This window comes from Nonomuraea sp. MG754425, from assembly GCF_021699195.1.
In the GTDB taxonomy this organism is placed as follows: domain Bacteria; phylum Actinomycetota; class Actinomycetes; order Streptosporangiales; family Streptosporangiaceae; genus Nonomuraea.
Window position 1 is genome coordinate 1 of record NZ_SSXE01000168.1, and the last position, 12335, is coordinate 12335.

The window sequence follows — 12335 nt, forward strand, 5'->3', positions numbered from 1 at the left end:
CGCCGGGGTCGTGCCGGTCCTGTCCGGTGGGCTGGCCGTCGCCGTGCTGGCCGCGACCGTCGTGGTGCTGACTCGCTCGCCTGCGGGCGAGGTGACGGCGGGGGCGCGCGGTGCCGGGGAGCTGTTCGCGGGGTGGCTGGGGCTGGAACGGGCGGTCGTGGCGTGCGTCGTGCGGCCGGTCATGGCGCTGGCCAGGGCGCTGGCCCGGTTCGACGACCGGGTGCTCGACGCGGGCGTGCACGCCACCGCCCGCGCGGCGGGGTCACTCGCACGGGCCCTGGGAGGGCCCGGCACCCGTGCGCGGGCGGGCGCGGGGGGCGTCCGAGGTGTCAGGACGTCGTTCGAGGCCCGGCTCGACGGCCTCGTACGGGCGGTCGCCCGCGCGGCCGGACGTCTGGGCACCCTGGCCAGACGCCCCCAGACCGGCCAGGTGCACCTCTACTTCGCCCAGGCCACCGTGGCGCTGACCGCGCTGACCGTGCTGGCCGTCGTCATCGCCCTGCTGAGGTGACCGTGCTCACCCTGGTGATCTTCCTGCCGCTGGCGGCGGCCGCGTCGCTGGCCCTGCCCCGCGTCGGCGCGCGGACGGCCGGCTGGATCTGGATCGCGGCCACCGCGGCCGACCTGGCCCTGGTCGCCGCCCTGTGGGCCGGGTACGGCGGCGGCGTCGCGTACGAGACCCGCCTGCGCTGGATCCCCTCCGTGAACGCCGGCTACCACGTCGGCGTGGACGGCCTGTCGCTGCCGCTGATCGCGATGACCTCGCTGCTGTTCCTGCTCTGCGCCGTCTACTCGCTGGGCCGCACGCCCCGGCCCCGGGCGTACGCGGCGCTGTTCCTGTTCCTGCAGACCGTCTGCCTCGGCCTGTTCGCCGCCCTCGACCTGCTGCTCTTCTTCGTCTTCTTCGACCTCGCGATCGTCGGCATGTACTTCGTGATCGTCGGCTGGGGGCACGGCGACCGGGCGCGGTCGGGGCTGATGTTCTTCCTGTACACGTTCCTCGGCTCGCTGGCCCTGCTGCTCGGCTTCATCGGCCTCTACCTGGCCGCCGAGCCGCACACGTTCGACATGGCCGACCTGGTCGCCGACCCGCCGCGCGCGGGCGGGCTCGTGCTGCTCGCCGTGGGGGCCGGGCTCGCGGTCAAGACGCCGGTCGTGCCCGTGCACACCTGGCTGCCGCCCGCCCACACCGACGCGCCGGCCGCCGGTTCGGCGATCCTGGCCGGGGTGCTGCTCAAGATGGGCACGTACGGCTTCGCCCGCATCGCCGTGCCGATGCTGCCCGAGCAGTGGCGGGCGCACGCCTGGGTGATCGTCGTGATCGGGGTCGTCAGCGTCCTGTACGGCTCCCTGGTCGCCCTGGCCCAGGAGAACCTGAAGCGCCTGGTCGCCTACACCTCCGTCAACCACATGGGGTACGTCGTCCTGGCCCTGGGCGCGGCGGGGCTGGGCGGCGGCGCGGCGGCCAGGGAGCTGGCGGTCAGCGGGGCCGTCACCCAGATGGTCAGCCACGGCCTCGTCACCGGCGCGCTGTTCCTGATCACGGGGGTCCTGTGGGACCGGGCCGGGAGTTACCGGATCGGCCGGTTCGGCGGGCTGGCGGGCCGTGCGCCGGTGCTGACCGGGCTGATGGCGGTGGCGGTGTTCGCCTCGCTGGGGTTGCCGGGGTTGTCGGGGTTCATCGCGGAGTTCCAGATCTTCACCGGCGTGATCGGGGCGGGCGCGGTGGCCGCCGGGGCGGTGTCGCTGCTCGGCATCCTCGTCACGGCGGCGCTGCTGCTGCTCGCGCTGCAACGCGTGTTCCTCGGCGGGCCCGGCGAGCTGACCGGCCGGGTGCGCGACGCGCGGCCGGGCGAGCTGGCCGCGATCGCCCCGCTGCTGGTGTTGTCGCTGGTCATCGGTATCGTGCCGGGCTGGCTGCTGGACCTGATCGAGCCCGCCGCACGGGCCGTCGTCACGCTGGTGGGCCGGTGAGCCCGGCGGCGCTCCTGCCGGAGCTGCTGATCCTGGCGGGCGCGGTGGCCGGGCTGGTGACGGGGCTGTTCACGGCCAGGGAACGCCAGTGGGTGACGGCCTGGATCAACGCGGCGGGGCTGGGCGGCGCGGCACTCACCACCATGACGAGTCACGACATGTCGCCGTTCGAGGGATATGCCGTCGATGTCGTGACGAACGTCGCCCGGATCACCGTCTCCCTCGCCACGATCCTCGTCCTCGGCCTGGCCGCCGGCTGGGCCAGGGCGCAGCCGCGCGAGAGCGAGCTGTACACGCTGATCTCGCTGGCCGCCCTCGGCGCGATCCTCATGGCGGGGGCCGCCGACCTGCTCGTGCTCGTGGCGGCGTACCTGCTGGCCAGCATCCCCGCGTACGCGCTGGCCGGGTTCGCCAAGGACGCGGCGGGCACCGAGGCGGCGCTCAAGTACTACCTGATGGGCGCCTTCCTCGGCGTCGTCATGCTGGCGGGCGTCACGCTCGCCTACGGCCACTCCGGCGCCACCTCCTACCCCGAGACCCGGGCCCCGGCCGTGGCCGCGGTGCTGCTGCTGGGCGGGCTGCTGTTCAAGGCCGGCGGCGTGCCCGCGCACTTCTGGGTGCCGGACGTGGCGCAGGGCGCGTCACGTCCGGTGGCGGCGTTCGTGACCACGGTGCCGAAGGTCGGGGCGTTCGCGGCGCTGTACCGGCTGGCCTCCGACGGGGTGATCGACGAGCCCGCCCTGTTCGCGGTGCTCGCCGCGGCCACGATGACGCTGGGCAACCTGGCCGCCTTCCACCAGGACAACGTGCGCCGCCTGCTGGCCTACTCGACGATCAGCCAGGCGGGTTACCTGCTGGTGCCGGTGGCCGTGGCCGGGCGCACGGAACTCGCCGCGCCCGCGCTGCTGTACTACCTGGCCGCGTACGCGATCACGAACCTGGGCGCGTTCGCCGTCGTGGTCACCGCGGGCGCCGACTCGCTGCGCGAGTACGCCGGGCTCGCCAGGAGGTCGCCGTGGGCGGCGTCCGCGCTGGTGGTGTGCCTGCTGGGGCTGGTCGGCACGCCGCCGACGGCCGTGTTCGCGGGCAAGCTGCTGATGTTCGCGGCGGCCTGGGACGGCGGGTACGCCTGGCTGGCCGTGCTGGCCGCGGCCAACACCGTGGCCAGCCTCTTCTACTACCTGCGCTGGATCCGGCCGGTGTTCGCCAGGCAAGGGGCGCCGGGGGAGCGGCGGGTGGGCGCGGTCGCGGTGATCGCCGCCGCCGGGTCCGTGCTGCTGGGCGTGGGCGCGGGGCTCGTGCTGCTGGCCTGAGCCCGGCACGGCACGGGCCGGTCGGGGTCGTGCCGCTCGCCCGGCACCGGCCCGCGGTCGCCTCGCCCTCGGCCGCGCGCCGGGGTCAGAGTTCGCGTTCCTGCTGGTCGAGGATGGCGACCGAGACGGCGACGGCCTTGGCCGGGTCGCCCTCCTCGATCGCCCGCAGCAGTTCGACGTGCGACGCGTCGGGGACCAGCGCCGCCTCCTCCTGATCCCGGACGCTGTCGCGCAGCGCGTCGCTCATGCTGCGGTAGAGGTCGCCCAGCAGCGCGTTGTGCGCCGCGTCGGCCACCCGCAGGTGGAAGTCGACGTCGGCGTCGGCGAAGCCGTCGAGGTCGCCGGCCCGGCCGGCCGCGTCGCGGCGGGCCAGGCTCGCGCGCAGCGCGGTGAGGTCCTCCTCCGTGCGCCGCCCGGCCGCCAGCCGGGCCGCGACGAGGTCGAGGCCGCGGCGCACGTCGATGATGTCCATCGCGCCGGCGGTGTCGAGCCGGCGGCGCAGCGCGACCTTGGACTCGTCGGTCGCGGTCACGTAGGTGCCGTCGCCCTGCCGGGTGTGCAGCAGCCCCGCGTGGGCCAGGACGCGCACCGCCTCGCGGACGGACAGCCTGCTCATGCCCAGGCTCTCCGCGAGGCGGCTCTCGGACGGGATCTTGGTGCCGACCGGCCACACCCCCGCGCCGATCTCCCGGCGGAGCTCGGCGATGGCGGCGTCCACGAGCGAGGTCCTGGCGACGTTACGCATGCACCTACTCCTGTTCGGCGGAAGAACATCCACCCTAGATGTTGCCGGACGGCCGTGACGCGATCAGGCCAGCTCGGCGGCGAGGCGCTCGATCGTGTCGCGGCCCTCCAGCGGGGCCAGCCAGCCGTCCGGCAGTTCGGCGGCGCCGTTCAGGGCTCCCAGGAGGTTGCCGCACACCGAACCGGTGGAGTCGCTGTCGCCCGAGTGGTTGACCGACAGCAGCAGCGCCCGCTCCACGGAGGGCTCGACCAGCGCGCAGTAGACGCCGATGGCCAGCGCCTCCTCGGCGACCCACGCGCCGCCCAGCGACTCGACCGCCTCGGGCGAACGGTCGCCGCGCTCCGCCAGCGAGACGGCCGCGCTCAGGGCCGCGCTGCTCTCCTCGTGGCCCGGGTACCCGGCCAGCAGGTCCATCGCCCGGTGGACGGCGGGTTCCAGCCTCTCGCCCGCCATGAGGTGCGCGACGATCGCCGCGAACGCCCCGGCGGCGAGGTAGCCGGTCGGGTGGCCGTGGGTGATCTGCGCGCAGACCGCCGCCTGCTCGAACGCCTCCCGCGGCGTGCGGCCGGTCAGCCCGAACGGGGCCGAGCGCATCACGGTGCCGCAGCCCTTCGAGTCGGGGTTCACCGGCCCCGGCCGGCCCCACGCGGACGGCCCGGGGAAGGGCCGGCGCAGTCCGGACAGGCAGGCGTTGCCGGGTGCGCGCTGCGAGTACAGCCAGCGCTCCTCCCGCAGGGCGCCCGTCCGGTGGGGGAGGTCGGCGGGCGGCGGAGCCGGGTGCTGCTGGGTGTCGAGCCAGCGCAGGTACGCCCGGCGCACGGCCCCGGCGCTCGCCTCCCGCGCGCCGCCGTCCGCTCCGCCCGCCGCTGCGCTAGCGTGAGCCGCGATGTCGCGGGCGTCCAGCAGCCCTTCGGCGGTGAAGAGGGTCATCTGGGTGTCGTCGGTGATCAGGCCGGTTCTGCCGCGCCAGGTCGTGACGTAGCCCGTGATGCCGTCCGCACCGTGATCCCGGCGGATCTCCCGCAACGACTGAAACTCGATCGGCGCGCCGAGCGCGTCGCCGATCGCGCCGCCCAGGAGGCAGCCCCGTACCTGATCCAGAACATCCATATCTCGGATATTGCCACCTTCCGGGCCTTCTGAGAGATTGCGGTTATTTGACCAACTTGTCCCGGAGGTCACGCGTGTCACAATTACGCCCAGCCCTCTTCGCCGTCGCCCTCACCATCGCGATCGCGACGCCGGCCCAGGCAGCCGCCGCCGCGCCGGCGATCATCGTCCAGGACGGCCGCACCCAGCCGGTCTTCTCGTACGCGGACGCCGTCCGCGAGCATGTCTACGTCGAGTCGCCGGTCGACAGCGACCTCGACGGCGCGCTCGACAAGGTCAGGGTGGACATCATCCGGCCCAAGGAGTCCGGCCCGGGGCTCAGGGTGCCGGTGATCATCGATGAGAGCCCGTACTACGACAACTCGGGCCGTGGCAACGAGGGGGAGCGCAAGGTCTACGACGCTGCCGGAAATGTCACGAAATTTCCGTTGTTCTATGACAACTACTTCGTGCCGCGCGGCTACGCCGTCCTGAACGTCGACATGCTCGGCACCACCAGGTCGGACGGCTGCCCCGACGTCGGCGGCCCGGCCGACGTGCTGGGCGGCAAGGCCGTCATCGACTGGCTGAACGGCCGCGCCAAGGCGTTCCGGGCCGACGGCACCCCGGCCGTGGCCGACTGGACGACCGGCGCCTCCGCCATGATCGGCAAGTCGTACGACGGCACCCTGGCCAACGCCGTGGCCGCCACCGGCGTCGAGGGCCTGAAGACCATCGTGCCCATCTCGGCGATCAGCTCCTGGTACAAGTACCAGCGTTCGAACGGCGTCGTCTACAACTACGACTACGCCTCCTGGCTGGCCAACTACGTCGACACCGACCCCGAGGCGAAGTGCCGGGCCGTACGCGACCGGATGGACGCCGAGGACGGCGACGACACCGGCGACTACAACCGCTTCTGGGCCGAACGCGACTACGTCGAGGGCCTGCAGGGCGACGTGTCCAAGGTCCGGGCCAGCGTCTTCGTCGTCCACACGGTCAACGACCTCAACGTCCGGCCCGACAACTTCTCGGTCTGGTGGCAGGCCCTGGCCGACCGGCACGTGCCGCGCAAGATCTGGGTCGGCCAGACGCAGCACGTGGACCCGTTCGACTTCGAGGGCCGCAGGGGCCTGTGGGTGGACACGCTGCACCGGTGGTTCGACCACTGGCTGCACGGCGTGCGCAACGGCATCATGAACGAGCCCCGCGCCGACGTCGAGATCGGCCCGGCGCGGTGGATCACCCAGCGCGACTGGCCGGCCCCGTTCGCGATCAAGGCGTCGCTGCGGCCCGCGCCCGACGGCTCGCTCGGGCTGCGGCCCGCCACGAAGAACAGCACCGCCACCTTCACCGACGTCACCATGAGCGAGAACGACATGGTGGCCGACGTGGGCACGCCCAACCCGGGCCGGGTGGCGTTCACCACGGGCGCGCTCCCGCTCGACCTGCGCCTGTCCGGCACGCCCACCGCCGACCTGCGGGTCAAGCTGGACAAGCCCACCGCCAACCTGACCGTGCTGCTGGTGGACTTCGGCGAGGCCGCCCGCGTCGACTGGCGTCGCGGGCAGGGCATCACCACGCTCACCGAGGAGGACTGCCACGGGGAGAGCACCGCGGCCGACGACGCCTGCTACCGCAAGGTCGTCACGAACGTGGCCACCCGCCCCCTGGAGATCGTCGCCCGCGGCTGGATCGACGTGCGCAACCGCGACTCGCTCAGCCAGGGCACGCCCCTGCCCGTGGGCACGTACGGCAAGGTCAAGTGGCTGACGTTGCCGCAGGACTACACCTTCGGCAAGGGGCACCGGATCGGCCTGGTGATCGCCGGCACCGACTCCACGTACACCGGCGAGAGCGGCACCGGGGCCGGCGTCACCGTCGATCTGGCCAAGAGCGGCGTCAGCCTGCCGCTCGTGCTGGGGACGCCGCTGACCGACGTACCCCAGGACACGGCCAAGTTCCGCGGACCGCAGCGGCTTGACCTGCCCGAGCCCGAGCCCGGCTTCCACTTCTTCTAAACCGTCAATCCCTGGGACCCCCGCCGATCCGGCGGGGGTCTCTTCACGCCTCCAGCAGCACGCTCGTCTGCGGCGCGGCCTTGGTGAGCGTGGCCGGGTGCTGCTGGGCGTTGAGCACGGCCCAGATGAGGCCCGCCGTCAGCAGGCCCACGCCCAGGATGAGCCCGAGCCTGGCCACGGCCCTGATCGGGGTGCCGGGCTCGGGATCGTCGTCATCGTCGGGCACCCGCCAGTACTCCGGCAACCGCGCCCCGTTCACGGCCTGCGGCTGCTCCAGGGCCGACAGCGTGATGCCGCCGAAGCGGACGATCGCGCGGCTGTCGTGGTGGCCGTTGCTCTCGCCCTTGAGGGCGGTCGTGTAGACCAGCTTGTCGCCGTTCGTGCCGCCGCGGAACGGCCGCGTACGGCTGGGCGGCGTGAACGGGTGCCGTCCCCGCACGGCCGGCGCGCCGGGGCGCTCCTCCTCGACGGGGTGCACCTGGTCGGCGGCAGCCGCGCCCGCCGCCGACCAGGGCTTTCCCGAGGTCGCCGTCGTGGGGCCGGCGACCGGGGCGGGCGGCGTGGCATCGGCGACCGATGGAGCCGGTGACGAGGATCCGGGCTCCACCAGTGTGCGTGCCTGCACAGGGAAGCCGTCGTCCCGCCAGAGTGGCCCCTCGCCGGGCAACGGCTGCGCCGACGCCAGCCGGTTGGGAAGTGTGCCGGGCGGTGCCGCGATCGGCAGGCGGCGCAGCAGCGCCGCCGCCGTCATGGTCCTGGGCGCGGCCCGGCAGGACGCGCAGGACTGGATGTGCCGGCCGATCCTGGCCCTGGCCCGCCGCCCGGGGGCGGCGACCCACTCCGCCAGGCGGGAGGTCAGGTCGGGGCACCCGTCGCGGGAGCGCGCCGCGATGATCGCGGCGAACCACTCCTCCAGGGAGGACGCGGCCCGCGTGACGATGCCGCGCACCTCGGGCGCGGGCAGCTCGAACAGCGCGGCCAGCTCCGCGTCCGACAGTCCGTGCCGTACGGACAGGTCGAGCAGCTCCCGCTGCGGGCGCTGCAGGGACAGCAGCGCCTCGGGCAGCAGCTCCGACATGCGGCCGGGCCGCGACCACGAGCCGATGCTCGCGGGCTTGGCCACGACCGTCCGGTGGGCTCTGGCCACCGCGTACAGCCAGGGCCGGCGCAGGGCGGGATCCACCACGCGATCCGCGTACAGGTGCGCCGTCATCGCGGCGCAGGCGACGGCCTGCTCGGCGTCGCCCGCGGCGAGTTCGGTGCGGCAGTAGTCGTAGAGGCGGGCTCCGTGCTTGTCGCACAGGTCACGGATGGCCTGGCGGGCATCGTCGGACAGGGTTCGCCACATCGGTGTCACCTCCTCCAGTGGGTACGCGGACGCGGGTGCGTTCAGGGCTCAGGTCCTCCCGGCCGAGTCGGCGGACGTCGGAGTGTCGAGCAGCGACGCCTGCGCCAGGTAGGCGCGGGTGGCGTCGGGATCCCCGGCGATGGCCCGCAGCCCGGCCATGGCCGCCGCGAGCCGGGCGCTGTCGCGCTCGCGCACGCCCACCAGCCGTGTCTCGCCGCGCGGGATCACCCGTTGCATCAGCACCGAGCGCCGCCGCCAGGCCCACGCCTCCAGCGCGGCGGGCCGGGCGTGGCCGCCGAGCACGGCGGCGATCACCTGGCCGGCCTCGGCGGCGTCGTGGATGCCCGCGTTCATGTTGAGCCCGCCGACCGTGGAGGTCAGGTGCGCGGCGTCGCCGACGAACAGCACCCGCCCGCACCGGTACGAGGGCAGCACCCCCCTCGACAGCCCGAACCGGTCGGCCCCGGTGATCCGGATCGGCTCGACCGCGCCCGGCAGAGTCCTGCGGACCAGCAGGGACAGGTTCGACGGGGACAGCGGCTCGTGCGTGTCGCAGGGGATCTTGAAGATGATCCGCCAGTGGTCGGGCAGCGCGAGCAGGGTGCACGACTGCTGCACGTCCCGGACGTACGTCAGCGGCGCCAGGCTCGGCAGCAGCCGGTCGAGCGGCGAGTCGGTGAACACGCGCAGCGCCTGCGACGGGTAGGCCGACCTGGGGAACGGCAGCCCCAGCGAGCCGCGCACGGTGCTGTGCGCGCCGTCGGCGGCGATCATGTACCGGGCCCGCGTCCAGGTGTGGCCGACGCGGACCCGGATGCCTGTGCCGCCCTCCGCCACGCCGTCCACGTGGGTGCCGAACCGCACGTCCACGTTCGGGTAGACGCTCAGGGCGGCCAGCAGCAGCGGGGTCAAGGACGCCTGGTCGGCGTGGATCCGGAACGGATGCTTGGTCAGGCCGTCCAGCCGGTTCATGCCCATCTCGGCCAGCACGATCCCGGACCGGTCGCGCCACTGCACCCGGTCCACCACCCGGCCCGCGGCCACCAGCCTGGACGCCACGCCGAGGTCGTCCAGCAGGTCCAGCGTGGCGGGGTGGAAGGTGCAGGCGCGCGGCTGCCGGGGCAGCTCGTTCTCGCGCTCCAGCACCGTGACCGGGACCCCGGCCCTGGCCAGGGCGAGCGCGGCGGTCAGGCCGGCGGGGCCGGCGCCGACCACGACGACGCCGCTCATGCGCCGCCTCCCATGCGCGCCATCTGGCGGTGGTTGGGCACCCGGTTGAGCGTCACCTGACGGCCGACGGCCTTGGACAGCGCCCACCACGCCACGCAGAGGTTGGAGGTGAGTAACATCCGGTCGTTCCCGTTGGTCAGCGGCCCGAGCACGGGAAGCGTGGGCAGCCCGGTGCCGGTGAACAGCAGCACGGCGTCCTTGGGCGGCTCCGCCAGCTCGATCTGGCTGATCAGCTCGGCGGGGGTGTGCGCGTAGGAGGAGTAGCCGTCTGGCGCCCGTACCTGGACGACCTGGGTGACGTTCAGCCCGGACGTCTTCCAGAACCGCTCGGCCAGGTCCGTCACCCACGGCTCGTACGGCGAGACGAGCACGATGTCGCCGGCCCGGACGTGCTCCAGCGCCTCGCGCGTGGCCAGCGTGGCGGTGGCGAACGGCACCCCGGTCGCGGCCGTCAGCTCGGCGCACTGCTCGCGGTCCTCGTCGGGACCGAGCAGGTAGCGCGGCTCGCTGCAGGCCATCACCACGGCGTCCAGCCGCAGCCCGCCGAACGCGCCGGGCATGGCGGGCATGGCCGCGTTGTAGCCCTCCAGCCGCTCGGCCAGGTCCGGTCCGGGCCGGACGGGGAACCGGGCGACGTGCATGTCGGCCCGCGAGCCGAGCAGCCTGGTCAGCTCCGGTTCCGCGGAGGGGTTCGCGGGCGCCACGATCACGCCGACCCTGCGGCGGCTCATTGTGTGCCCCGGACGGTGCGCATGGTCTTCCTCCTGTGCGGGAAGGCGAGAGAAGGTCACGAGGAGCGGGGCCGTGGCGTCCGGTGGGTCAGGGCCTCATCGATCTCGGTGATGGCCTCGACGGACGCCTGCCGGATGCGGCGCAGCCGGTGCACGGTGCGCGCCGGTTCCTCCTGGCGGGCCTCCCCGCCCCAGGACGGTGGCGGCGCGCTGGACCGCAGCCCCCGCGCGTGGACTTCGTGTGGTTGTGACCTGCGCAGCTCGTCGGAGAGCATGATGACTCCTATGTACAGCGGGTGATGGTGGAAGCTGTCGCGGGGCCCGGCGAGGAGCCGGCGGTTCGTCGCCGGCTCCTCTTCCGCCGCGCCTCGGGATCGGGGTCGTGCGTGACCTCTCGCCGCCCGGCGACCCGCACCAGCGCCGCGGCGGTGAGCAGAACGGCGACCGCGGGAGCGGCCACCGGCGGGGAGGTGTGCCGGGGCGCCGACCTCTGCCGGCGAGGCCGGTCGATCAGCATCATGGCGCCCATCACGCCGATCGCCCCGTCACGTACCGCTCCCGTGCCGGCGGTCCCGCCCGAGGCGCGGCCACCGTCGTCGACGACCCCGTCGAACCCGGCGCGGCGGACGGCCGGCACAGCCGCCGTCGCCGCGTGACCCGGTGATCGGGAAGAAAGCCGGCCCCAGGCGCTACCCCTCGAGTCAGCCAGCACGCCAGCCGCTACCGCGCTGGCCGACAACACCGCACCGACTAGGTCGGGCACGTGCCGTACGGTGCCGAGGGGACGGGGTAGCGCCGGGGCCAGCGCCAAGGGCGCTGCCACCGATCCCGCACAGGTGGCGGGCGGATGGGGCCGGCCGTGCACGGCCGGTCGCCGTCCGCCGCCGGGTGGCAGCGATCGCCGGGGCGCGGCCGTGATGACCGCGGTCACGCCCTGGCTGTGGTCGGTCGGGAGATTCATCGGGCCGTCACCGCGCTTCCGGCCACGTTCGGCACGCTGACGCAGACCATGCGCTCGGTCAGGCCCGCCCTGGGTCCGGCCGCCCGCGTACGGGCCGGGCCCGCACCGCCGGCCACCATGCGCGCGACCTTGGAGGCGAGGGCGAGATGTTCGCCGCAGCGCCTGCCCACCTTGGTCTCCAGCCCGGCCACCTGGGCCAGCCTGAGCTGCATGGGTTCCAGCGACGACCGTCGTTCGAGGCCGTCGAGGTCGGCCAGCCTGGCGGGCCAGCGCAACTCCTCGGCACAGTGGGTCTCGACCTCGGCCAGCAGCTTCTCGGCCGGGATCTCCTCGTGACGCAGCCGCGTGGCGACCATGACGGCGGTGAACGCCGTCCGGTCGAAGTCGGCGAGCCGTCCGGTGAGGGCGGCGGCGAGCATCCTGGAGCGGTGGCTCAGGCAGACCGCACTCCACCCGAGCAACAGCAGCCGATCGGGGCCCGTCTCCGTGTGCCAGCCGGACAGCCGCAGCTCGCGGGCCATCCGGTGGTAGAAGCGCCAGCGGTGTCCGGGGTCGTCCAGCCAGACCTGGACGCCGCCCAGCGGCAGGCCGGCCACGTGCACGCCGGTTCCCGCCTCCGGCCCGGCGACTCGGGCGCAGATGCGCTGGATCACGCGCTCCTGCCCTGGGACGGCCTGGTCGTCCAGGAAGGTCGAATCCATGGTCACGTCCGGCCACCTCCTCGCCGAGGGATCTCTCCAGAACCCTGAGGCTGTTAAGCCCCAGTTACCACGTGCTCCGATAGTCTGCTTTCATAGGGGGCTATGTCAACTGACAGTTTGCGCATAAGTTGATACCAGCCCGCGTGGCAGAGCTTGCCCGCATGGGAGGGGACACCGGGGCCCGCGTCCCTTACGCTGGAAAAGTTCACGGGCGGCAAGGAG

At 73.7% G+C, this 12335-nt stretch carries 11 protein-coding genes and 1 pseudogene; 4 read left to right on the top strand and 8 right to left on the bottom strand.

The window, feature by feature from the left end:
- The 3 genes and pseudogenes from FAF44_RS40435 to FAF44_RS40445 all read left to right on the top strand — a co-directional run.
- Window positions 1-511, top strand: a pseudogene (locus tag FAF44_RS40435) (NADH-quinone oxidoreductase subunit L); the annotation flags it as partial.
- Window positions 508-1974: a NuoM family protein gene (locus FAF44_RS40440; protein WP_237108674.1), complete on the top strand. Its 1467-nt coding sequence runs from the start codon at window positions 508-510 to the stop codon at window positions 1972-1974. The pseudogene FAF44_RS40435 and the gene FAF44_RS40440, both read left to right, overlap by 4 nt.
- Window positions 1971-3287: an NADH-quinone oxidoreductase subunit N gene (locus FAF44_RS40445; RefSeq protein ID WP_237108675.1), complete on the top strand. Its 1317-nt coding sequence runs from the start codon at window positions 1971-1973 to the stop codon at window positions 3285-3287. Before FAF44_RS40440 ends, FAF44_RS40445 begins: the two co-directional genes overlap by 4 nt.
- A gap of 85 nt (window positions 3288-3372) precedes the next feature.
- Here the strand turns inward: FAF44_RS40445 and FAF44_RS40450 are convergent, their stop codons facing one another.
- Both FAF44_RS40450 and FAF44_RS40455 read right to left on the bottom strand, forming a co-directional pair.
- Window positions 3373-4032 carry a FadR/GntR family transcriptional regulator gene (locus tag FAF44_RS40450; RefSeq protein WP_237108676.1) on the bottom strand — a complete coding sequence of 220 codons (660 nt, stop codon included), beginning with the start codon at window positions 4030-4032 and terminating at the stop codon, window positions 3373-3375.
- A 63-nt stretch (window positions 4033-4095) separates the two neighbouring features.
- Window positions 4096-5142: an ADP-ribosylglycohydrolase family protein gene (locus tag FAF44_RS40455; protein ID WP_237108677.1), complete on the bottom strand. Its 1047-nt coding sequence runs from the start codon at window positions 5140-5142 to the stop codon at window positions 4096-4098.
- Window positions 5143-5216: 74 nt separating this feature from the next.
- Here FAF44_RS40455 and FAF44_RS40460 point away from each other — a divergent pair, with 74 nt between their 5' ends.
- On the top strand, window positions 5217-7142 hold the full coding sequence (locus FAF44_RS40460) for a Xaa-Pro dipeptidyl-peptidase (protein WP_237108678.1): 1926 nt from the start codon (window positions 5217-5219) through the stop codon (window positions 7140-7142).
- A gap of 43 nt (window positions 7143-7185) precedes the next feature.
- Here FAF44_RS40460 and FAF44_RS40465 read toward each other — a convergent pair whose 3' ends face one another.
- From FAF44_RS40465 to FAF44_RS40490, 6 genes are all read right to left on the bottom strand, one after another.
- Entirely contained in the window at window positions 7186-8490 is a 1305-nt protein-coding gene (locus FAF44_RS40465; protein WP_237108679.1) for an RNA polymerase sigma factor, read from the bottom strand.
- A gap of 48 nt (window positions 8491-8538) precedes the next feature.
- Window positions 8539-9720, bottom strand: coding sequence for an NAD(P)/FAD-dependent oxidoreductase (locus FAF44_RS40470; RefSeq protein WP_237108680.1), 1182 nt, complete (start codon window positions 9718-9720; stop codon window positions 8539-8541).
- The gene (locus tag FAF44_RS40475; protein WP_237108681.1) at window positions 9717-10451 is read right to left on the bottom strand and encodes a hypothetical protein; all 735 of its coding nucleotides are present in this window, start codon (window positions 10449-10451) and stop codon (window positions 9717-9719) included. Before FAF44_RS40475 ends, FAF44_RS40470 begins: the two co-directional genes overlap by 4 nt.
- Before the next feature lie 56 nt (window positions 10452-10507).
- Entirely contained in the window at window positions 10508-10726 is a 219-nt protein-coding gene (locus FAF44_RS40480) for a hypothetical protein (RefSeq protein WP_237108682.1), read from the bottom strand.
- Window positions 10727-10734: 8 nt separating this feature from the next.
- A complete protein-coding gene (locus tag FAF44_RS40485) occupies window positions 10735-11088 on the bottom strand; it encodes a hypothetical protein (RefSeq protein ID WP_237108683.1) in 354 nt (117 codons plus the stop codon).
- Window positions 11089-11408: 320 nt separating this feature from the next.
- Entirely contained in the window at window positions 11409-12119 is a 711-nt protein-coding gene (locus FAF44_RS40490; RefSeq protein ID WP_237108684.1) for a hypothetical protein, read from the bottom strand.
- Window positions 12120-12335 lie beyond the last annotated feature (216 nt).